This is a genomic window from Ensifer sp. B1-9 (genome assembly GCF_050474445.1).
GTDB lineage: Bacteria > Pseudomonadota > Alphaproteobacteria > Rhizobiales > Rhizobiaceae > Ensifer.
On record NZ_JBCHVG010000016.1, the window covers coordinates 191,464 to 212,512 of the forward strand.

The following is a 21,049-nucleotide window of genomic DNA, read 5'->3' on the forward strand; positions in this document are numbered from 1 at the left end:
TCGGTGGCGGTCTACGGATTTCGCCGCCGCCCGAGCCGCTGGACGGCGGCATCGATGCGTTCGCCGTTGTCGCGGAAGGCCGACCAGAGCCACGTCATCAGCCACAGCATCAGAAGCCAGGCGAGCACGACGTCGGAGAGGAAGTGTGCGCCAAACACGATCCGGTTGAGCGAGAAGGCGAGGACCGGCGGGATGAGCGCGACGATCGCCATGCGTTGCCACCGACCGGGCAGAAGCAGCGCCAATGCAACGAGAGCAATCGCCGTTGCGGATTCGCCGGACGCGAAGGAGCAACTGCGCGAACAGGCGCTGGAGACCTGCCAGGCGGGCGTGAACGGCAGGCTGCCGCCGAAGTCCGTGATGTCGTAGGGGCGAGCGCGGCCGATCATCAGCTTCAGCGCCTGGATAAGGAGCCCGGGGCCAACGGCGTAAAACGTGAGAAAGAACAACGCCTTGTGAGGACGCAATATCCGTGGGTGCGGCACGATCGTCTGCATGATCAACAGCGCCAGGACGCACGGCAGAATGAAGACCGGCAGGACGCGATTGAAGTCGCGAAGTGCTCTGAGCACGGGCTCCCGCGAGAGCGGAAAGTCACCTGCCGCCGATGCGGCCCAGCGCGAAACGACGAGATCGATGCCGGGAAAGGCCATGAAGACGAAAGCCGCACAGATCGTCAGCGCGCCGGTAACGGCGATCGGTTGATCTTCCACGCGGGCGCGGGCTTGCCCGGCCCATAGACGCGGGCTGGCGCGCAACCATCGGATGCCGTCTGAAGATGTTGCCGCGGATGGAAAAAGGCTGGACATGCGGTCGCTCGCAGATTGTCGGTGTGGTGCGGGCAGGACATTTACTTCGCTCTGTCAAGGCTAGGTGGAGGATCAAGGTGTGCTTGACGCGTAGAGTAGCGCGATTGCTGGCTACATCTTTTGGTTGGTGCTGGGCGGCGCCATTTATCAATTTCCCTGACGCCTCGGTGCCGATTGTCAAGAAACGGCGGAGATTTGTCCGGCGCTCCATCCGGAAAGCCAGCGAAGGGGTGGTCGTGCTGCCCGGACGAATTGCAAGTCGAATCCATTCGTCCCATAAGCTGCTGATCGCAACATCGGACCAGGAGTTGGTTTATGGTCGACAAGGGTCTCATCCTTTTGGCGGAGGACGAGCCGGAGATCGCGCAGATACTCGACGCCTATCTGGTGCGCGATGGCTTCAGGACCGTGCGGGCCGCCGATGGCGAAACGGCGCTGACGCATCATGCGGTTTTGTCGCCCGATTTGGTTCTGCTTGACGTCCGCATGCCGAAGCTCGATGGCTTTGAAGTCCTCGCTCGTCTGCGACGCGAGGGCAACACGCCCGTCATCATGGTCACGGCCCTGGCCGAGGATCTCGACCGGTTGACCGGTCTGAGGCTCGGGGCCGACGATTATGTAGTCAAGCCGTTCAATCCGCAGGAGGTGGTGGCGCGCGTCAACGCGGTGCTGCGGCGCACGCGAAACGGCGCGGGTGCGACGGTGCTTCGCTTCGAGAATGTGGAAGTCGATCTCGATGCCCACGTCGCTTTCGTCGAGAAGAGCGGCCGCCGTCACTCGGTGCCGCTGACACTCAGCGAATTCCGCATCCTCGCCCACATGATCCGACGCCCGACGCATGCCTTCGACCGCGCCGACATCCTCGATGCCTGCCTGCCGGACAGCGATGCGCTGGCCCGTACCGTCGATACCCATATCGCCAATCTCAGGCGCAAGCTGGACGATCTCGGCGCCTGTGGTTTCTTCAGTGCCGTGCGCGGCGTCGGCTATCGCTTCGTGGAGCCGAGATGAAGATCAGCTTCTCGCGCCTGCCGCTCGGCATTCTCACCGCCCTGGTGACGATCGTTCTGCTGATCATCAGCGTGTTCATCATCTATGCCGGCGTCGACTACATGGAGCCGCGGCTGGAAGCGAAGATGCTTGAGCGGATGCCGCCGGAGGCAGCCGAGGCCTATACCGATTTCAATTCCGGCAAGCTGCCGCGGCAGGAATCGCTGCAGAAACTGCTTTCGACCATGCCGGAACTCGAGGACTGGGCGAACTGGGAGGTGGACAAGATCATCCTCGGCTTCGGGGTCACCGCCGTAACCTTCTGCGGGCTCGTCGGCTATTGGCTGGCGCGAAAAATCAGCAGGCCGCTCGAGGTGCTCGCCCAGGCAACGCAAAACCTCAGGGCGGGTGATTTCGCTGTGCGCGTCGGATCGATCCGCAAGGGTGCCAAGGAGGTGGCAACGCTCGTGAAGACCTTCGACGAACTGGCGGCCGAGCTCGAAAACATGGAGAACCGGCTTCGTTTCAACACGATGGCGGTGGCCCACGAACTACGCACGCCGCTGACGATCCTTCAAGGCACTCTCCAGGGCATGGCCGATGGCGTGTTTCCGCTCGAACAGGAAAGGGTCCAGCAACTGTTGCTCCAGGTGGAGGGGCTTTCCGCCCTGGTCGAAGACTTGCGGACGCTCTCGCTCGCCGCCGGACAGAAACTGGTCACACAGCGTCAACCGGTCGATCTCGCGGCTGAGGCAACCCAGGTTCTCGGCGCGTCCTGCACCTTGCTTGGCGCGGCCGGCATGTCGGTCGAGACGGCGCTGGAACCAGTCCGGGTCTCCGGAGATTCGCAACGTCTGCGCCAGGCGCTTTTGGCGCTGATCGAGAATGCCACCCGTTACGCAGCCAGTGGCGGGGTACTGCGGTGCGAGACGGGCCGACGCGGGGCTGATGAGGCGTTCATCCGGTTGTTGGATCGCGGCCCCGGACTACCGGACGACGTCTCGACGCATTCGATCGATCTTTTCTGGCGCGGTGATGCCTCACGGTCGCGGGCAACAGGAGGCACCGGCCTCGGTCTTTCCGTCGTGCAGGCGATCGCCAAGGCGCATGGCGGGCGGCTGGAATTCGCGTCCCGTGCCGGCGGCGGCGCCGTGATCACGATGGTCCTGCCGTCGCCAACCTAGCTTAAGAGATGATGCGCGGAGCGCCTGGCACGGCGTGCAAGGGCACAAGCTCCTCCAAGTCTACCATTTTTCGGACGATCCGCGATTTGTCTCACTGGAACTCTGGTTCCATGAAAGTGGGACATTTGTTGAGGGCCCAATAGCTTCAGCGGGCCGAAAGACGTTCCGACGAATTAGAAGCTTCCTTGACAGGTTAAGGTTGCAGTCGGGCAGGAAGACTATTTAACCCACTCTAGTGGGTTGAACATTTCGATAGTTTGAGTTAATTGTCCCATTTTTATGGGTCGATTAATGCGGCTAACGCTCGAAACTCATTTTGAAGGCGAGTGGCATTACGCTGCTACGCTGGAAGTCCAGGATGATGCAACCGGCTATCACGGCGCATCCATAGTCGACTATGATCTCGACTACTTCGTGACAGCGGCGTCGGCGGAATTTGCGGCGGGGAAGACCGTCCGCGACTATCGCGCTTTGTCCGTCCGTTATCCTGTTGACCTCGAAAATCGATATAGCCGCAGCTGGCCGCCATTCCTATTGGATCTCATGCCCCAAGGGCATGCAAGGCGTAAACTCGCCGAACACCTGGGACTTGCTGAAACTTCGCGCGCTTCCGATCTCCCCCTGCTTCTGCGGTCGGCGACAGGCGGAATAGGCAATATCCGCATTAAGGAGGCGGCCGACGCCGAAACGGGGCGGCTGCGTAACGTACAGCGCCAAGGGGTGACAGAAGCAGAAATCCTCGATCGGTCGGAGCGCTTCATGGAGGTGGCCGACCGCTTCGGCATGCTTGCGTCGGGCTCAAGCGGGTTGCAAGGCGAATGGCCGAAGGTCTCCATGACTCAGGCGAATGACGGGCTCTACTATCCCGACAGTTTCGTGACTGATGATGAAGCCGTGCGCCATGTCATCGTCAAGCTGGTACGCAGCAATGAGCCTGTGGACCGCCTGATTCTGGAAGGCGAAGCGCTCTATTCGCGAATCGCTCTAGAGATGGGTCTCGATGTCAGCGAACCGTCGACCTATGCCGAGGGAGTTCTGATCATCCCCCGTTTCGACCGAAGGAAGAGGGAAGGCGGCGGGATCATGCGGCTTGGCCAGGAAAGCCTCGTGTCGGCGATCGGCGTTGCCGATTTCGGCCATGTCGGCACACACGAGGCCTTTATCGACGTCTTGCGCCGATATTCAGCCAATCCCTTCGCAGACATTGTCGAATACCTGAAGCGCGACATTGCCAACTTGGCGCTCGGCAACCCGGATAATCACGGCAGGAATTCGGCGCTCAGCAAGCATACGGACGGCACGATCCAACTGTCTCCGCTCTTCGATTTCGCGCCTATGCGGCTTGCTAAGGAGGGAATTGTTCGCTCCACCCGATGGGCTATGATGCGCGACAGTGGTCGGGATCATCTTCCCGATTGGAAGCGCATTTGCGTCGAACTGATGCCTAGCCCCGACGAGCAGGCGGCGCTTGTGGCAGCGCTTTCCAGTTTCGCCGAACACTTGCAGAAGGCGCCGGACATGGCGAGAGATATGGGTGCCTCTCCGGAAATTCTGGAACGTGCGATGGGGCGCTCCAGAGAGATAACGGATAGCCTTTTGGCGGCGTGCTCGTGATGCGGGATGGGAGGTGACACGTGGCGCGCTGGAAGAAGCCCACGAAGGAGCAAATTCTGGAGAACCGGCGAACTTTGGCGGAGCGTGCGCGGGAGGGGGATTTGCAATTACCTGGCGCGGTGGCACAAATCCGCAAAGGTTTCGGCATGACACAAGAGGAATTCGCTAAAACGCTTGCGCTGACGCGACGTCAGATCGCCGAAATCGAAGCCGGCACTGCTAATCCGACACTTGAGACGTTGGATAAAATCGGGCGGCTATTCGGTTTCGGGGTTGGCTTTGTCCCGAGGACACCTCGCTAGCGCGACGCAGGAAGTGAGAATGCTGGTTGTGTCGCCCTTGCCATAGACGCTTTTAGATCTGGCCCTATCCAGGGTGACGAACAGCGCCGCGATGCCACAACCGGCGGCGATGCTGATCAGCTTTTCGGTGCAACCCAGCGAACAAACGCATTGAAGCACATTTTTTGGCCCCTGGCACCTTCGATACGACTGCCAGGTGTGATGTTCGCCAGTAGCCGAAGAAAGGCGGTCTGGGCATACACTTGGTCGATAAGGGCGATCATGAACAGCTCGGTGCCGAATAGCGGTTTGAGCGAGCATGTGAACGTGCCGAGAAACGTGTGCGCCCAATCAAAACCTACTTGATTGCGCCGCGCCCGTTCTCGCCGGCTGCAAGGAAGGCCGCAGCGGCGGGCGCCGCTTCATCACGACATCGATCACGCCGGTAATCAAGGATGTCGCCATTTCGGCGAGCTTTGCGCCTTTTACGTCGAGGACGGTGATCGGGCCGTACAGGTCTGCCGACTGCGCCCATTTGCCGACCGCTTCTCCGCAGTTCCTTGACAGTCCGAAGGCAAGCCCAGGGTGGCCAAATGACCAGGCCAGCAGCGTTTGCTCTCAAGGATTGCATCATGTCCGTGGAAATCAGGCAGGAATACAGCGCGGATCTGCGGTTGGCCGCTCAAGACACCACGACGCATGGCGGCGCGCCGTTATCGTCTTCAGGACGCTCGGTCGCCGGGCCGATAGTCAAGGAGCGGTCGCGAGCCGAGGTATCGATCCTGGGCCACGTCCTGAAGCTCGGCCTTAGGGTCAGCCTGAAACGCGCCGTCGTCTTTTCGATGCGGTTTGTGCGCCATCCCTTCCTCACCGCGCGCTGGATCGCTTTTCTCGGCGAGTTTGGCGAACACTATCGTCTGGGGCTGCCGCACGACGATCTCGTGCGCAAATCGATCCCGACGTTCTTCCTGCACGGTGCGTCGTCAGCCGGACGGCTCGACTTGCTGCTCAATCATTTCGACGTCGCGAGCGAGGTCCTGTCACGCCGCTCGCTGATGGCGCTGTGGCGGGGAGGCGCTCTGGAGATGGGAACGGTCTCCGGTCGCGCTGAGAACTATCGCATTCAGCTACAATTGGCCGACCATTGCGGTGCCCGTCACGAGGGTGCCTTCGCAATCAGGCTTCGCCGTCAGAGTGACGAATACACGCTGTGTACGGTCGGCTTCGTCTTCGTACGCTGTGGCGACGACACCTACAGCCTTGCGATCGGCGGCATGCAGGGGTCGAAGGGCGAAGATGCGAAGCGGGCCCTGATCACCGCAACACGAGATCTCGGCGGTTTGCGGCCCAAGGATGCCGCGCTGCTCGTCCTCCAGGGGCTGGTGGCGGAAGGCCATGCGGCCTGCATCCATGCGGTTTCGAACGAAAGACACGTGATCAATCGCCGTCGCCTCAAGCGGCGGAAGATGATGATGGCGGATCTCGACGCCTATTGGCGCGATCGCGGCGGGGCACCGGCTGAGCCCTTCGGTTTCCGCCTTCCCGTTGTGGACGCCAAGGCTGCTCCCGAGGGCAATCGGCGCGAGCAAAGCAAGCGAGCGTTCCGCGACATCGGCGCCTGGTTCTACTGAGCCGGGCTTATCATCTCGCTTCCTCCCCTCTGCTTTTCTAAAACAGTCCCTTGGCGGCTGCGCCGATGGCGATGATGCCGAAGGCGATCAGGACGAGGCCCGAGAGGCGCGATACCCAGATGACGAAGCTGTCCGGAAGCCGCGTTCGGGCGATTGCCACACCGCCGCTCAGGAAAAACCACCAGCCGAGCGAGCCCAGGAAGACGCCCACGACGACGATCGCTGCGCTGAGCGCATCGCCCGCTTCGGCGAGGCCCAGGCCGGCGAAGATCGCAGCAAAGGAGAGGATGGTCGCCGGGCTGGTCATTGTCAGGAGAAAGGTTGAAGCTGTCGTGCGGATGAGATCGTGTCCGCCGACATCGGCTGCGGCTGTCACGGGTTTCGGCCGCAACCCGCTCCAGCCGAGCCAGATCATGAACAGCCCGCCGGCCAGGCCAAGCGGCATGGCCACGATCGAGAGCACGGCTGCGAAAGCGGCAAAACCGAGCGCCGCAAGGGCTGCGTAGGTGGCATCGGCAGCGGCCGTTCCCAGTCCACCGGCGACGCCGGCCCAGAAGCCGCGTTCCAGCGTGCGGTTGATGCAGAGCGCCCCCATCGGGCCGAGCGGGGCTGCGATCGCGAGACCGAGCAAGAGGCTTTTACCAAACAACAACGTAGACATGACGTAGGTCTCCGGCCGCGGCATGGCTCGGCACCCCGATGGATGGCCATGCGCAGCAATTCAAAAAATGTCGCAGCAGTCTTTGCGCGTCCGGTCAGGCGCGCGGTGCGGTCGTCGTCAGGCTTTCCCGGACGGTCGACAGCGCGATCACCGTTTCGCTTCGCGCCAGGAACCGTCGTTGCTTCAATTCGGCAAGGAACGGTTCAAGGTCGCCAAGTGACGGCATCCGGACCTTCACGCAATAGGACCAGGCACCGGTGACATGGTGGCACTCGGCCACCGCCGGATGGTCGGCCATGAAGCTACGGAACGCCGCCTCATCCGCATCCGGCGCCAGGCCGACCCAGACGAAGGCAAGCACGTCGAGGCCAAGCGCGCGATGATCGACCTCAAGCGTAAAGTTTCGGATCACGCCGGTGGCGACGAGCCGACGGATGCGTTCGTTGACGGCGGAGGGGGAGAGCTCCACCGCAGCACCGATGTCAGTCAGCGACCGCCTCGCGTCTTCAGCGAGAATTTCGATGATTTTTCTGTCTACCGCATCCATGGCCAATGAATACGTGGAAATTCACGAATTGTACAGAGGATTTTTTATAATTAGATGGGGTAGGCCAGGGAAACGTTGGTCGGGCGGCTTACTCGATGTCCTTTAATGCGTCGAGCGGGCCGGTCAGTGCCGTTCGTGGCTGCACCAGTTCGGGCTGGATGAGGTGGATGCGCGGCTGAGGGCGGGCCTCCTCGATGACGTCGAAGGCCTTGGTGATCATGCCCTCGACATCCTGCCGGATCATGATGACCGGGAAGGGCAGGAAGGATGCGAAGGGATCGTAGTCGTAGCAGCCGACGACGAGATCGGCGAAGTTCTCGTGCGGATGTCCGGCCATGAAGCGCAACAGGCCCTCGAAGTTGATCGAGGAATTGACGAAGAGGCCGCGCGGCAGCTTGCCGTGCTTCGCGTAGAACGCCTCGAAGGCCAGCCTCGCATTGTTCGGCGCATAGCCGGTCGGCTGGATGCATTCGTCCGGATCGGCGCCGAGGAGTTCGGTTTTGACGGCGCGGAACCCGCGGATACGTTCGCGGCTGGCATGATCGTTGCGGCCGCCGAAGAGGTAGAGTTCATGCGGTTCCAGGGGGCCCGTTGCCTGGAAGTGGCGGATGATCGCCTCCGTCAGCATCCGCCCGCCCTCGTAGTTGTCGCTGATGACCGAGGGCACTTTGGTGCCGGGCAGGTCGATGTTGATGTGCTTGAGACCAGCCGCCTCGCAAACCTCATGCACGCCGTCGGGATCGGTGGCGCCGCAGATGAAGAGCTCGTCGATCGAGTAGGAGATCAGCGTCTCCGCCGTCTTGCGCTCCTCTTTCGGATCGCGGCTGGCGCTGACGACGATCGGGCATTGCCCCTTGCTTCGTACATGCGCCTCGAAAGTCTGCGCCATCGAGGAGAAATAGCGGTTGTCATGGATCGGCAGCAGCAGGCCGATCAGGCCGGAACGCGAACTGCGCAAGCCGCGCGCCTGGCGGTTGGCCGTATATTGGTGCGTTTCAGCGAGGCTCCGGATGAATTCGGCGGTGCTTTCCTTGATCCGGCGTTTCTGCCAGGTGCCGTTCAAGACAGCACTTACGGTTGAGGGCGAGCTGCCAGATAACACCGACAGGTCGTAGATCGTCGCTTTCTTTTTGCTGCTGTTGGCCATCGCTTTCTCCCTCGATCGTTTTAGTGCCGATTTCCCCTTGACGAAAGATTAAGTCTGCACAATAGTTCTTGCACCATCGATTGTGCAAACAAGAAATATCGATTGCGCAATTTTGGTGGTGCCGTCTGAGGAGGCGGCAATCGGGAGGCGAGGAAAGCTTCGCCAGTGGTGGTTTGAAACTGGAGGCCGGCGCCTGAATGGCTACCGGACGCGTTCCCTGTTCGGGAGCGAGTGGAGGAGAGACATGATCAGGAAAATTCTCGTCGCCGCCCTGGCGACATCGCTGGCGCTTGCCAGCTCTGCAGCCGCCTTCGCTCAGGATGCCGGCAAGGTCGGCGTCGTCGTCAAGATCGGCGGTATTCCGTGGTTCAACGCCATGGAAGCCGGCATCAAGGAGCGCGGACAGAAGCTCGGCGTCGACGCCTTCATGGTCGGCCCGACCAGCGCCGACCCGGCGCTCCAGGTGCGCGCCATCGAAGATCTCATCGCCCAAGGGGTCAAGGTCATTGGCGTGGTCCCGAACGACGCCAAGGTGCTCGAGCCGGTTCTGACCAAGGCCAAGGAAAAGGGCATCATCGTCATCACCCATGAATCGCCGAGCCAGAAGGGCGCCGACTGGGATTTCGAGCTCGCGTCGTCGACCGGTTTCGGTGAGGCGCACGGCAAGCTGCTCGCCGAGAAGATGGGCGGCAAGGGCGAATACGCCGTCTTCGTCGGTTCCCTGACCGTGCCGCTGCACAATGCCTGGGCCGATGCGGCGATCGCCTATATCAAGAAGAACTACCCGGACATGACGCTGGTCGGCGATCGCTATGGCGTCGCTGAAGACGTCGACAAGAGCCGGTCGACCGCACTCGACCTGATCTCCGCCCATCCGAACCTGAAGGGTTTCCTCGCCTTTGGCAGCCAGGGTCCGATTGGCGCCGGCCGCGCCGTCGAAGAACGCCGCAAGGTCGGCCAGATCTTCGTGCTTGGTCCCTTCTCCCCCGGTCAGGGCCAGAAGCTGGTGAAATCCGACGCGATTTCCGGTGGCTTCATGTGGAATCCGAAACAGGCTGGCGAAGTCTTCGTCACCCTTGCCGACAAGCTGATGAAGGGCGAAGAGGTCAAGGACGGCGACGAGATCGAAGGTCTCGGCAAGGTCAAGCCCGACTTCAAGAACCGTAACATCATCGTCGACCAGCTCGTGCCGATCAACAAGGACACGGTCGCCGATCTCGCGGCCATGGGCCTCTGATAGACCTCAAGGGTTCTCCCGGCTGCTGGGCCGGCTCCGGCCGGCCTGGCAAGTCCCCTAAACGGTACTGGAGCGGGATGAGGAAAGGCGTTTTCTGCTTTCCGCCCGCATCCCGCTCTAATCTAACGTGATTTACGGGCACAGACACATGCACCAGCTTGCGACCGCGGGAGGAGGCGAGAAGCCGCTTCTGGCCCTGCGCAACATCAACATGACCTTCGGCGGCGTCCGAGCGCTCAAGAATGTGAGCTTTGACGTGCGCCCGGGGGAGGTCCATTGCCTTGCCGGTGAGAATGGCTGCGGCAAGAGTACGCTGATCAAGATCATCACCGGCGTCTATCGTCCCGCCGACGGCGCCTCGATCGAATATGACGGCGAGAGCTATTCCCACATGTCTCCGGTGACCGCGCAGGATCGCGGCATCCAGGTGATCTGGCAGGACCTGGCGCTTTTCCCCGAGATGAGCGTCGCCGAGAACATCGCCTTCCAGACCGTGCTCGGTCGCTGGCCGAAGCTCGTCGACTACAGTCGCATGCGCCAGATCGCCAACGATGCGCTCGCCCGCCTCGGCGTGACGCTCGACGTCGACCTGCCGCTGAAGGAATACGCCATCGCCCAGCGCCAGATCGTCGCGATCGCCCGGGCGCTCGTCGGCGACGCGAAGCTCGTCTTCATGGACGAGCCGACCGCGTCGCTGACCCAATCGGAAACCGATCACCTGCTCGATATCGTCCGCGGGCTTTCTGCCTCCGGTGTCGCCGTCGTCTTCGTCAGCCATCGGCTTGCCGAGGTGCTGGAGATTTCGAGCCGCATCACCGTGTTGCGCGATGGCGCGCTGGTGGGGGTCTACCCCGCCGCCGGCATGACGCAATCGCGCATCACCGAACTGATGACCGGCAAGACCTTCGATCAACAGGTGCGTGCGAAGTCGCGTGACGGGCAGCCGGTCGTCCTTGATGTGAAGGGACTGTCGCGCCCAGGCCAGTTTGAAGACGTTTCCTTGACGGTGCGCCGTGGCGAAACGCTCGGGATCACCGGTCTGCTGGGCGCAGGGCGTACGGAACTGGCACTGACACTCTTCGGTATGCTGAAGCCCGCATCCGGCACCATTGCGCTCGAAGGCAAGCAGCTTCGCTTTTCCTCCAACCGCGACGCGATCGAGGCAGGCGTCGCCTATCTTTCGGAAGACCGGCTTTCGCTCGGCCTCATCCAGCCCCAATCAATCGCCGACAATCTCGTCATCAGCTCGCTCGACAAGGTCCTCTCCAGCGGTCTGCTCTCGGAAGAGCGCAAGCGCAGCCTTGTCGCTCGCTGGATCGGCGATCTCGGGGTCAAGATCGGCCTGCAGCAGGATGCGATTTCGACGCTTTCGGGCGGCAACCAGCAGCGTGTGGCGATCGCCAAGTGGCTCGCGACCGATCCGAAGCTTCTCATTCTCGATGCCCCGACCGTCGGGGTCGATGTCGGCGCGCGCGCCGGCATCTTCGACATCGTCGCTCGGCTCGCCGAAAGCGGGCTGGCGATCATCCTGATTTCCGACGAGGTGCCGGAAGTCTATTTCAATGCCGATCGCGTGCTGCACATGGCGCAGGGCCGCATTGTCGGCAGCTATGATCCGCGCACTTCCTCGCTCGCCGATATCGAAGGAGCTGTCTATGCGTAGCTTCGTCCGTACCCACGCGACGGAAGTGTCGCTGCTCGCCGTCATCGTCGCGATCAGTGCCGTTCTGTCGGTCTCGACCGCCAACTTCTTCTCGCTCGGCAATGCCTTCGACCTGCTCAACATCAGTTCGGTCAACATCATCTTCGCCGTCGGCCTGCTGGTGGTTTTGATTGCCGGCGGCATCGACATTTCCTTCGCGGTTGCTGCGTCGGTCGTCCAATACGGCACGGCGATCGCACTCGGCTGGATCGGTGGCGGCGGCTGGGTCTCGGGACTGCTGATCGCCGGTTCGCTCGGCATCCTGCTCGGTGCGATCAACGCCTTCCTGATCCACCGTTTCCGCGTCATATCGATCGTCGCGACGATCTCCACCTTCAATATCTATTTCGGTCTCTTGATGTTCTTTACCAAGGGCGTGTCGATCTACGACCTGCCGGACTGGCTGACGGACCGCGTCGTCCTGTTCGAACACGAGATGGCCGACGGAACCTGGATCGAGATCACGCTGCCGGTCTTGGTGATGGTCCTCTGTGTCGTCGCCACCTGGGTGCTGATCACCCGCACGACCACCGGTCGCCAGCTCTATGCTTTCGGCGACAATCCGGAAGGCGCCCGCCGCTTCGGCATCAACATCGGCGCCATGCAGTTCATCGCCTTCGGCTGGCTCGGACTGATGGCGGGGATCGGCGGCCTCATTCAGGCGCATTATGCGCAGGAAGTGGTGCCGAACGCTCTCTATGGCCGCGAGCTTGACGTTCTGGCGGCGGTCGTCCTCGGCGGCGCGCGGCTTGGCGGCGGCAAGGGCTCGGTGCTCGGCTGCGTGCTCGGCGTGCTCCTGATCTCGATCACCCAGAATGGCCTCAACCTGATGGGTGTGTCGCCCTTCGCCTTCAAGATGATCATAGGCGCCATCATCCTCGTGGCGATCACGCTCTCCAATACCCGCATCGAAAGGCTCTTGCCCTTCGTCAGCCAGAAAGGAGCCGGACGATGAACGCGATCGTCGAACGCGCGAAGACCCTGTTCGGGCCGGAAATGGCCGGACCGGGCCTCGCCTTCCTCGCCGTGGTGCTGGTCTTCGGCATTGCCTCGCCGCAATTCCTGAGTGCGGCCACCTTCGGCTCGGTCGCCTTCCAGCTTCCGGAGCTCGGCCTGCTGACGCTCGCCATGCTACTGCCGATCCTGACCGGTGGCCTCAACCTCGCGATCACCTTTACGGCCAACATCGCCGGCCTGACGCTCGCCTGGGTGCTGCAGGCCAATGGCGGTGTCGACGCCGGACCTGCCGCATTCATGCTCGGCTCGGTGCTGGCGATCCTCGTCGGTGCAGCAAGCGGCGTGATCATGGGACTGGTGATCGCCTTTACCCGCGCCCATCCGATCCTCGTCTCGCTGTCGATGATGATCTTCCTGCGCGGTCTCGGCGAGTTTCTGACCCGCGGCGGCGATGTCTCGGGTTTCCCGGCCTTCATCGGCCCGCTTGGCCACGGATCGCTCCTTGGGGTGCCGGTTCCGCTCATCGTCTTCGTCGTCTGTGTGCTGGCCTGGCACGTGCTGCTCACCCGCACCAAGCTCGGCTTCAACACCTACATGATCGGCTCCAACCTCGAGGCGACGCGCTATTCCGGCATCAACACGCGCAAGGTGATCGTGCTCGTCTATGCGCTTTCGGGCGTCATGTGCGCGATCGCCGGCATCATCATGCTGGCGCGCTTCAACTCCGTGCGCATCGGCCACGGCGAAAGCTACCTATTGATCACGGTGCTCGCCTGCTTCCTCGGCGGCGTCAATCCGTTCGGCGGCTTCGGCCGGGTCATCCCCGTCTTCGTCGCGCTGGTGGTGCTGCAGCTTCTCTCCTCCGGCCTCAACCTCGTCGGCGCCAACCAGCACCTGGCAACGGCGGTCTGGGGACTGCTGCTGGCCGGCGTCATGGTGCTGCGCTTCGTGGCGACCAAGTTCAAGATTTCATTTGTCAGAAAGGAAACGTGACCATGCAGGGTTTTGGCGTCCATACGAGCATGTGGACCATGAATTGGGATCGTCCCGGCGCTGAGCGTGCGGTCGCCGCGGCGGTGAAGTACGGGGTGGATTTCATCGAGATCCCGATGCTCAACCCTCCGGCGGTCGACACTGCCCATACCAGGGCGCTGCTCGAGAAGCACAAGCTGCGGGCCGTCTGCTCGCTCGGCCTGCCGGAGCACGCCTGGGCATCCGTCCGTCCCGATGCCGCGATCGAGCACCTGAAGGTGGCGATCGACAAGACGGCCGATCTCGGCGGCGAGGCACTCTCCGGCGTCATCTACGGCGGCATCGGCGAGCGCACCGGCGTGCCGCCGACCGAGGCCGAATACGACAACATCGCGCGCGTGCTGCAGGCGGCGGCCAAGCACGCCAAGACGCGTGGCATCGAGCTCGGTGTCGAGGCGGTCAACCGCTACGAAAACCACCTGATCAACACCGGTTGGCAGGCGGTCGACATGATCAAGCGCGTCGGCGCCGACAATGTCTTCGTCCACCTCGACACCTACCACATGAACATCGAGGAGAAGGGCATCGGCACCGGCATTCTCGATGCGCGCGATTTCATCAAATACATCCACCTGTCCGAGAGCGATCGCGGCACGCCCGGCTACGGCAATTGCGCCTGGGACGAGATCTTCGCGACGCTGGCGGCGATCGGCTTCAAGGGCGGCCTTGCGATGGAGAGCTTCATCAACATGCCGCCGGAAGTCGCCTATGGCCTCGCTGTCTGGCGACCCGTCGCCAAGGACGAAGAGGAGGTCATGGGCAACGGCCTGCCGTTCCTGCGCAACAAGGCGAAGCAATACGGTTTGATCTAAGGCATTTCCAGCAATAGCGCGCAGCGGCTTTCGCTGAAGCCGCTCGAGAACGCGTCTACACTCGTTGGATCAGGACGGGAGGTTGCGAGAGATGTCAGTCGCAGCGGACGACGAGGCCGGTACGGTGGCCGTGCTCGATGTCGGCAAGACCAATGTGAAGCTGAATGCGGTCTCGGCAAACGGTGTCGTTCTGGAAACGCTGAGCGTCGCCAATTCGGTGCTGCCGGGGCCGCCCTGGCGGCATCACGACCTAGCAAGCCTCGGCGAGTGGGTCCTCTCCAACCTCGCAGCGCTCGGCAATCGTCATCCGCTGCAAACCTTCGTCGCCGCCGGCCATGGATCCGGTGGCGTCCTCGTCGGCGATGATCCAGACGCGGCGGCCGGTGTCGCCCTGCCGATGATCGACTACGAGCAGCCTTTGCCGGAGGCGATCCGGCAAGGCTACGCGCCGCTCGCCGGTTCCTTCTTCGATCGCGGCAGCGCGATGATGCACAGCGCCACCCATCAGGCCCGCCAGCTCTATTGGATGCAGGAATATGCACCGGATGCGGTCGCCCGTGCGCGCTGGTATCTCGGCTTGCCACAGTATTGGGCGTGGCGTCTGTCGGGCGTTGCGGCATCGGAAGCGAGCTTCCTCGGCGCACAATCGCACCTCTGGAACGTTGCCGAACACCGGTTCGCGCCCATTGTCGCTGCGCGCGGCTGGCAACGGCTGATGCCGGATTTCGCCGATGCCTGGCAGGTCCTCGGCCCGGTACGTCCGGAGCTTGCCCATCGTTATGGCCTGCCGAAGGGGCTGCGCGTGCTGACCGGTGGCCACGACAGCAGCCTCAACCACTATCGTTACCATGCCGCCGGCCTCGGCGACTTCATCGTCGTCTCCACGGGAACCTGGATTGTTGGCTTTTCCGGCCGCACGCCGCTCGGCCGGCTCGACGAGCATCGCGGCATGACGCTGAACAGCGACGTCTTCGGCAACCCGCTCGGGGGTGTGCTCACCATGGGCGGCCGCGAGTTTTCGCATGTGGCGGGCACCGCACCGCCGGCAGCCCAGGTCCCGGACGATGTCGTGCTGGGCCTGATCGCCAAACGCACCACGGCGCTGCCCTCCTTCGGCGACGACGATGGCCTCTTTCCGGGAAGCGCCGGACGCGGTCGCATCAGCGGGCCGCCACCGGAGACCCCGATCGAGCGCAAGGGGTTGGCTCTCATCTACTGTGCCCTGCTGACGGCGGAATGCATCGAGGCGCTTGGGCAGGGGCCGCTGGTCGTGCTCGACGGAAGCTTTCTGCGCGATCCCCTCTATGCCCGTCTCGTCGCGGCGCTCATGCCGAACCGGCGGGTCCGCTACAATCTGGATGCCAACGGCGTGGCCTCCGGTGCTGCGCTGCTTGCAAGTCAGGGCCAACGCCAAGATCCCGCGCCGCTGTCGCTCGCCGATCCGGGGGACGTTTCGCATCTTTCGCCTGCGGTCGCGGTCTATGCGTCGCAATGGCGTGCCCGAGCGCGCGCCGGGCACAACAATGGTTTCAGTCGCGACTTCGAAAGGACATATCGATGACCAAGACCGACATACTCTCGCTCCGCCGCGAGATGGTGGACATCTGCCGCCGGATGAACTCGAGCGGCATCAACCAGGGCACCGCAGGCAATCTTTCGGTGCGCACCGACGAGGGCTTTCTGATCACACCGTCGTCGCTGCCCTACGAGACGATGCAGCCCGACGATCTGGTCGAGATGGATTTCGACGGCACCTATGTCGGTCTTCGTCCGTCGTCCGAATGGCGCTTCCACCGCGATATCCTGAGGGAGCGCACCGATATCAACGTCGTGCTGCATTGCCATTCCGTCTATGCAACGACGCTTGCCTGCCATCACAAGACCATTCCGAGCTTCCACTACATGACCGGCATCGCTGGCGGCACGACGATCCGCTGCGCTGAATATGCGACCTTCGGCACTCAGGCGCTCTCGGACAATGCGCTGGTGGCGCTCAAGGACCGGACGGCCTGCCTGCTCGGCCAGCACGGCCAGATCTCGCTCGGCAAGACGCTCGAGTCCGCGCTCTGGCTGGCGATCGAGATCGAAACCCTGTCGCGCATGTATGTCCAGGCGCTGACGCTCGGCGAACCGCCGGTGCTTCCCGACCACGAGATGGAGCGGGTCATCGCCCAGATGCGTCGCATGAGCTACGGCCAGGCGCCCGATGGGGAGGGCGTCAACGACGTCGCCCGCCCCCGCGCTGCGATTTAGGGGTGCCAGGCGCGCAAGTGCTCCCGGCCGCCTTGTTCGTCCGTTGTCTGAAAGCTATCAGGAAGGATCAGTGCGGCAGATGCAAGGAGCAAGCGCGGCCATGGCGAACGATCACGCGTCCGAGGTTGGTGTTCACCTGACATTTCCCGGCTCCATCGTGGTGATGGGCGTGTCGGGTACCGGCAAGACCTCGGTCGGCGAGGCCATCGCCGCCGCCTGCGGTTACCGCTTTGTCGAGGGTGATGCACTTCACCCTGAGGAGAACATCCGCAAGATGTCCGCGGGCATCCCGCTCACCGATGCGGACCGCTGGCCTTGGCTGAAGGAGATCGGCCGACAGCTCGCATCGGGTGATGCTCCGCTCGTCGTCTCCTGTTCGGCGCTGAAGCGCAGCTATCGCGATCTGCTGCGTGAGAGTGCCGGCAAGCCCATTGCCTTTGTCTATCTCCACGGCGATCGCGACGTTCTTACCGGGCGAATGCAGCGCCGGACGGGACATTTCATGCCTGCCTCGTTGCTCGACACGCAGCTCGCGACGCTGGAAGACCCTGTCGGCGAGCCTTTGACCGTCACCGTGGACATTTCTCCGTCGCCGCAGGCCGTGATCCACGAGGTGCTCGCGCAGCTTGTGGGGCTGGGGGTTGCCGCTGGCCGCTAGAATTCGAAGGAACCTGCCCGGTTTTCCGAAAACGATCGGCTCGGCGGGGCGGTGACGCCGCAAGCTGCAGGTTCCTCGCGTCGTTGCCCCTCGGGTGACTGCTTCGCGCACAGGATGCAATCATCGGGTGCCTTCGCATTTTCATATCGTGCTTGGCTTCGCTGCTCTTTGGAAGGAAATTAGCGGAACGCGGTGCTATCGTCCGGCCATGTCGCGGCGTTGATATCATTGCTTTCGCCGCGATCCGCGTAGAGGATGGAGCGTTATCGTCCGGCCGCTGTGGGAGGAGACCGCGCGGCCCGGCACGGTGGGAGGATAGACATGTTTGAGGGCGGATTGAGCTTCGCGCTTGGCGAGGACATCGACGCATTGCGCGAGAGCGTGCGGCGCTTCGCGACGGACCGGATCGCGCCATTGGCGGACGAGACCGACCGCAACAATGCATTTCCTATGCAGCTCTGGCGCGAGATGGGCGAACTCGGCCTGCTCGGCATCACCGCTGGCGAGGAATACGGCGGCGCCGGCATGGGCTATCTCGCCCATTGCGTGGCGATGGAGGAGATTAGCCGCGCGTCAGCCTCGATCGGCCTCAGCTACGGCGCCCACTCCAATCTCTGCGTCAACCAGATCAACCGCAACGGCAATGATGACCAGAAGGCGCGCTATCTGCCGAAGCTGATCTCCGGCGAGCATGTCGGCGCATTGGCGATGTCGGAGCCCGGCGCCGGGTCGGACGTCGTCTCGATGACGCTGAGGGCCGACAAGCGTGGCGACCGCTATGTGCTCAATGGCAACAAGATGTGGATCACCAATGGCCCGGACGCCGACGTGCTTGTCGTCTACGCCAAGACCGATCCGACGGCCGGTCCACGCGGCATCACCGCTTTCTTGGTGGAGAAGGGCTATGCCGGGTTTTCGACCGGCCAGAAGCTCGACAAGCTCGGCATGCGCGGCTCCAACACCTGCGAACTGATCTTTAAGGACTGCGAAGTGCCGGCAGAAAACGTGCTTGGCACCGTCGGCGGCGGCGTCCGCGTGCTGATGTCCGGGCTCGACTACGAGCGGGTGGTGCTTTCGGCAGGCCCCCTCGGCATCATGGCCGCTTGCCTTGATGTCGTTGTCCCCTATCTGCATGAGCGCAAGCAGTTCGGTCAGCCGATCGGCGAATTCCAGCTGATGCAGGGCAAGCTCGCGGACATGTATGTGACGGCGAATGCGGCACGCGCCTATGTCTATGCGGTGGCGACGGCCTGCGATCGCGGCGAGACGACGCGCAAGGATGCGGCGGGCTGCATTCTTTATGCGGCCGAGAAGGCGACGGCGCTTGCGCTCGAGGCGATCCAGGCGCTCGGCGGCAACGGCTATACCAACGATTACCCGGCGGGTCGTCTGCTGCGCGACGCCAAGCTCTACGAGATCGGTGCCGGCACCAGCGAAATCCGGCGCATGCTGATCGGCCGGGAACTGTTCACCGAGACGAGCTAGAGCGGGATGAGAGGAAAGCGGCCGAACTCGATCCAATGAGGACCTCATGACCGTTCTGAAATCTCACATCTCGCCGTCCTCCGAAACGTTCAAGGCCAATCAGGCGGCGATGGCCGAAGCGATCGCGACGGTCGAGGAGGCTGTGAAGCTCGCGGCCGCCGGCGGGGGCGATGCCGCGCGCGAGCGCCATGTCAGCCGCGGCAAGCTTCTGCCGCGCGACCGGGTGGCCCACCTCATCGATCCGGCGACGCCTTTCCTCGAAGTCGGAATGACGGCGGCGCATGGCATGTACAATGGCGATGCGCCAGCGGCCGGACTGATAACGGGCATCGGGCGGGTGTCGGGCCGCGAATGCATGATCGTCTGCAACGACCCGACGGTCAAAGGCGGTACCTACTATCCGATGACGGTAAAGAAGCACTTGCGGGCGCAGGAGATCGCCGCGGAAAACCGTCTGCCTTGCATCTATCTCGTCGATTCCGGCGGTGCCAACCTGCCGAACCAGGACGAGGTCTTCCCGGATAGAGATCACTTCGGCCGGATCTTCTACAATCAGGCCAACATGTCGGCTGCCGGCATTCCGCAGATCGCCGTCGTGATGGGATCGTGCACCGCCGGCGGCGCCTACGTGCCGGCGATGTCCGACGAGACGATCATTGTCGAGGGCCAGGGGACGATCTTTCTCGCGGGCCCGCCACTCGTCAGGGCGGCGACCGGCGAGGTCGTCTCCGCGGAGGATCTCGGCGGCGCCGATGTGCATACGCGCCTTTCCGGCGTGGCCGATCACCTGGCGCGCGACGACGCCCACGCGCTGGCGCTGGCGCGTCGGGCCGTCGCCGCGCTCAACCGCTACAAGCCGCTGTCGGTTGAATTCGCGACGCCCGAGCCGCCGCTCTATGACCCGCAGGAGATCGTCGGCATCGTGCCTTCCGACCTGCGCACGCCCTACGACATCCGCGAGATCATCGCCCGTGTCGTCGACGGTTCCCGTTTCGACGAATTCAAGGCGCGCTACGGCACCACGCTCGTCTGCGGCTTCGCCCATGTGCATGGCATCCCGGTCGGCATCATCGCGAACAACGGCGTGCTGTTCTCGGAATCGGCACTGAAGGGGGCGCATTTCGTCGAACTCTGCGCCCAGCGCAAGATCCCGCTCGTGTTCCTGCAGAACATCACCGGCTTCATGGTCGGGCGAAAATACGAAACCGAAGGCATCGCCAAGCATGGTGCCAAGCTGGTGACGGCTGTCGCGACGGCGCGGGTGCCGAAAGTGACCATGCTCGTCGGCGGCTCCTTCGGCGCGGGTAATTACGGCATGTGCGGCCGCGCCTTCTCTCCACGCTTTCTCTGGACCTGGCCGAACAGTCGCATCTCGGTCATGGGCGGCGAGCAGGCGGCCGGTGTGTTGACGACCGTGCGCAGCGAAGCGCTGAAACGGGCCGGCACGCCCTGGAGCGAAGAGGAGGAGGCGCGCTTCCGCCAGCCGATCCTCGATCTCTTCGAGCGCCAGAGCCATCCGCTCTATGCCTCGGCAAGACTTTGGGACGACGGTGTCGTCGATCCGCGCAAGACGCGCGACGTGCTCGGCCTGTCGCTTTCGGCAGCGCTCAATGCGCCGATCGAAGACACGCGCTTCGGCCTCTTCAGGATGTAGGGAGATGCGGATGAAACGCGAAGACATCAATGCCAGCGACGCGCCGCAACCGCGCGGAGGGTATTCGCAGGCCATTCGCCTCGAGAATTTCCAGCACCTGCTGTTCGTCAGCGGCCAGGTGCCCTTGAGCGCCGACGACGTGTTGCCGGAGGGGTTCGAGGCGCAGGCGCGCCAGGTCTGGCTGAACATCGATGCACAGTTGCGGGCGGCAGGCATGAGCAAGGGGGATATCGTCAAGGCGACGGTCTATCTCGCCGACCGCCAGTACACGATGGCAAACCGCGCGGCTCGGCAGGAATATCTGGGCGCGCTTGCGCCGGCAATGACGGTGGCGATCGCCGGTCTTTTCGATTCCGGCTGGCTGCTCGAAATCGATGTAATCGCGGCGCGGTAGG

The 21,049-nt window shown here is 63.0% G+C and carries 20 protein-coding genes; 16 read left to right on the forward strand and 4 right to left on the reverse strand.

What is annotated here, in order from left to right; all coding sequences use genetic code 11:
- Window positions 1-11 precede the first annotated feature (11 nt).
- Complete coding sequence (locus tag ACQ5BM_RS27885) at window positions 12-809, reverse strand: phosphatase PAP2 family protein (protein ID WP_429818302.1); 798 nt, start codon at window positions 807-809, stop codon at window positions 12-14.
- A 315-nt stretch (window positions 810-1,124) separates the two neighbouring features.
- Here ACQ5BM_RS27885 and ACQ5BM_RS27890 point away from each other — a divergent pair, with 315 nt between their 5' ends.
- From ACQ5BM_RS27890 to ACQ5BM_RS27910, 5 genes are all read left to right on the forward strand, one after another.
- Window positions 1,125-1,820, forward strand: coding sequence for a response regulator (locus tag ACQ5BM_RS27890; protein WP_173518803.1), 696 nt, complete (start codon window positions 1,125-1,127; stop codon window positions 1,818-1,820).
- Window positions 1,817-2,983, forward strand: coding sequence for an ATP-binding protein (locus tag ACQ5BM_RS27895; RefSeq protein ID WP_429818305.1), 1,167 nt, complete (start codon window positions 1,817-1,819; stop codon window positions 2,981-2,983). Before ACQ5BM_RS27890 ends, ACQ5BM_RS27895 begins: the two co-directional genes overlap by 4 nt.
- Window positions 2,984-3,274: 291 nt before the next feature.
- Window positions 3,275-4,597 (forward strand): type II toxin-antitoxin system HipA family toxin, encoded by a 1,323-nt coding sequence (locus tag ACQ5BM_RS27900; protein WP_429818307.1) that lies wholly within the window; start codon window positions 3,275-3,277, stop codon window positions 4,595-4,597.
- Between the two features lie 20 nt (window positions 4,598-4,617).
- On the forward strand, window positions 4,618-4,899 hold the full coding sequence (locus ACQ5BM_RS27905) for a helix-turn-helix transcriptional regulator (RefSeq protein ID WP_429818309.1): 282 nt from the start codon (window positions 4,618-4,620) through the stop codon (window positions 4,897-4,899).
- A gap of 611 nt (window positions 4,900-5,510) precedes the next feature.
- Window positions 5,511-6,509 carry a DUF535 family protein gene (locus tag ACQ5BM_RS27910; protein WP_429818311.1) on the forward strand — a complete coding sequence of 333 codons (999 nt, stop codon included), beginning with the start codon at window positions 5,511-5,513 and terminating at the stop codon, window positions 6,507-6,509.
- A gap of 37 nt (window positions 6,510-6,546) precedes the next feature.
- Here ACQ5BM_RS27910 and ACQ5BM_RS27915 read toward each other — a convergent pair whose 3' ends face one another.
- From ACQ5BM_RS27915 to ACQ5BM_RS27925, 3 genes are all read right to left on the reverse strand, one after another.
- On the reverse strand, window positions 6,547-7,170 hold the full coding sequence (locus ACQ5BM_RS27915) for a LysE family translocator (protein WP_429818314.1): 624 nt from the start codon (window positions 7,168-7,170) through the stop codon (window positions 6,547-6,549).
- 94 nt (window positions 7,171-7,264) lie between these two features.
- The gene (locus tag ACQ5BM_RS27920; protein WP_429818316.1) at window positions 7,265-7,717 is read right to left on the reverse strand and encodes an Lrp/AsnC family transcriptional regulator; all 453 of its coding nucleotides are present in this window, start codon (window positions 7,715-7,717) and stop codon (window positions 7,265-7,267) included.
- Between the two features lie 88 nt (window positions 7,718-7,805).
- Window positions 7,806-8,864 carry a LacI family DNA-binding transcriptional regulator gene (locus ACQ5BM_RS27925; protein WP_429818318.1) on the reverse strand — a complete coding sequence of 353 codons (1,059 nt, stop codon included), beginning with the start codon at window positions 8,862-8,864 and terminating at the stop codon, window positions 7,806-7,808.
- A 244-nt stretch (window positions 8,865-9,108) separates the two neighbouring features.
- On the opposite strand from ACQ5BM_RS27925, the gene ACQ5BM_RS27930 reads away from it, so the two are divergent.
- From ACQ5BM_RS27930 to ACQ5BM_RS27980, 11 genes are all read left to right on the forward strand, one after another.
- Window positions 9,109-10,101: an autoinducer 2 ABC transporter substrate-binding protein gene (locus tag ACQ5BM_RS27930; protein ID WP_429818320.1), complete on the forward strand. Its 993-nt coding sequence runs from the start codon at window positions 9,109-9,111 to the stop codon at window positions 10,099-10,101.
- A gap of 148 nt (window positions 10,102-10,249) precedes the next feature.
- A complete protein-coding gene (locus ACQ5BM_RS27935; RefSeq protein WP_429818322.1) occupies window positions 10,250-11,764 on the forward strand; it encodes a sugar ABC transporter ATP-binding protein in 1,515 nt (504 codons plus the stop codon).
- Window positions 11,757-12,758: an ABC transporter permease gene (locus tag ACQ5BM_RS27940; protein WP_429818324.1), complete on the forward strand. Its 1,002-nt coding sequence runs from the start codon at window positions 11,757-11,759 to the stop codon at window positions 12,756-12,758. Before ACQ5BM_RS27935 ends, ACQ5BM_RS27940 begins: the two co-directional genes overlap by 8 nt.
- Window positions 12,755-13,753 (forward strand): ABC transporter permease, encoded by a 999-nt coding sequence (locus ACQ5BM_RS27945; RefSeq protein ID WP_429818326.1) that lies wholly within the window; start codon window positions 12,755-12,757, stop codon window positions 13,751-13,753. Before ACQ5BM_RS27940 ends, ACQ5BM_RS27945 begins: the two co-directional genes overlap by 4 nt.
- Window positions 13,754-13,755: 2 nt before the next feature.
- Window positions 13,756-14,604, forward strand: a complete 849-nt coding sequence (locus ACQ5BM_RS27950; RefSeq protein ID WP_429818328.1) for a sugar phosphate isomerase/epimerase family protein — start codon at window positions 13,756-13,758, stop codon at window positions 14,602-14,604.
- 91 nt (window positions 14,605-14,695) lie between these two features.
- Window positions 14,696-16,165, forward strand: coding sequence for an FGGY-family carbohydrate kinase (locus ACQ5BM_RS27955; protein ID WP_429818330.1), 1,470 nt, complete (start codon window positions 14,696-14,698; stop codon window positions 16,163-16,165).
- Window positions 16,162-16,857, forward strand: a complete 696-nt coding sequence (locus ACQ5BM_RS27960) for a class II aldolase/adducin family protein (protein ID WP_429818332.1) — start codon at window positions 16,162-16,164, stop codon at window positions 16,855-16,857. The genes ACQ5BM_RS27955 and ACQ5BM_RS27960 overlap by 4 nt, the downstream gene beginning before the upstream one ends.
- Window positions 16,858-16,957: 100 nt before the next feature.
- Window positions 16,958-17,515 (forward strand): gluconokinase, encoded by a 558-nt coding sequence (locus ACQ5BM_RS27965; protein WP_429818334.1) that lies wholly within the window; start codon window positions 16,958-16,960, stop codon window positions 17,513-17,515.
- 321 nt (window positions 17,516-17,836) lie between these two features.
- A complete protein-coding gene (locus ACQ5BM_RS27970) occupies window positions 17,837-19,000 on the forward strand; it encodes an isovaleryl-CoA dehydrogenase (protein ID WP_429818336.1) in 1,164 nt (387 codons plus the stop codon).
- Window positions 19,001-19,046: 46 nt separating this feature from the next.
- On the forward strand, window positions 19,047-20,654 hold the full coding sequence (locus ACQ5BM_RS27975) for a carboxyl transferase domain-containing protein (RefSeq protein WP_429818338.1): 1,608 nt from the start codon (window positions 19,047-19,049) through the stop codon (window positions 20,652-20,654).
- A 10-nt stretch (window positions 20,655-20,664) separates the two neighbouring features.
- Window positions 20,665-21,048, forward strand: a complete 384-nt coding sequence (locus tag ACQ5BM_RS27980; protein WP_429818340.1) for a RidA family protein — start codon at window positions 20,665-20,667, stop codon at window positions 21,046-21,048.
- Window position 21,049 lies beyond the last annotated feature (1 nt).